At 65.1% G+C, this 774-nt stretch carries 2 protein-coding genes; both read left to right on the plus strand.

The window, feature by feature from the left end; translation table 11 throughout:
- Positions 1 to 409: HAD family phosphatase (locus EN935_RS38590; RefSeq protein WP_127374378.1), on the plus strand; the 409-nt coding region annotated here is incomplete at its 5' end.
- A partial coding sequence (locus tag EN935_RS38595) for a GNAT family N-acetyltransferase (RefSeq protein ID WP_164771856.1) occupies positions 406 to 774 on the plus strand: 369 nt, incomplete at its 3' end. The genes EN935_RS38590 and EN935_RS38595, both read left to right, overlap by 4 nt.

Consider the following 774-nt stretch of genomic DNA (forward strand, 5'->3'; position numbering starts at 1 on the left):
GGTCCGGACCATGCGCGCCAACGGCGCCTGGACGGCACTCGTATCCGGCGGATTCGAGGTCTTCACGACGCGCATTGCGGCCATGCTTGGCTTCCAGGAGAACCGCGCCAATCGCCTGCTCGAACAGGACGGCCGCTTCACCGGCCTGGTCGGCGAGCCGATCCTCGGCCGCGCCGCCAAGGCCGACGCACTGATCGAAATTTCCGGGCGCCTTGGCTTGACGCCCGCCGACGCCATCGCGGTCGGCGACGGCGCCAATGATCTCGACATGATCCGCCTGGCCGGTACCGGTGTCGCGCTTCACGCCAAGCCAACGGTCGCGGCACAGGCAAAGGTCCGCATCGACCATGGCGACCTGACTGCGCTGCTCTACGTGCAGGGCTACAAACAGGAAGAGTTTGTGCAATGAAACCAATGCGTACCGAGCGCCTGATCCTGCGCAACTGGGAGGATCGCGACCGCGCACTTTTCCATCGCATCAACTCCGACGAACAGGTGATGGAGTTCTTTCCGTTCCGCCGCGATCGCGCCGCCGCGGATGCCAAGATGGACGAGTTCCGGGCCTGGATCGCGGAGGACGGATACGGTTTTGCCGCCGCCGAGATCACCGCTACCGGTGAATCCATCGGCTTCATCGGTCTCCTCGACACCGATCATGTGCCATCCCTGCCCGCCGGCACCGTCGAGATCGGCTGGCGGCTGGCACCTGAGTTCTGGGGCAAGGGCTATGTCACCGAGGCAGCCGAAGCATGGCTGGCCTACGGCTTCGAGACG

Source organism: Mesorhizobium sp. M7D.F.Ca.US.004.03.1.1, assembly GCF_003998635.1.
In the GTDB taxonomy this organism is placed as follows: domain Bacteria; phylum Pseudomonadota; class Alphaproteobacteria; order Rhizobiales; family Rhizobiaceae; genus Mesorhizobium; species Mesorhizobium loti.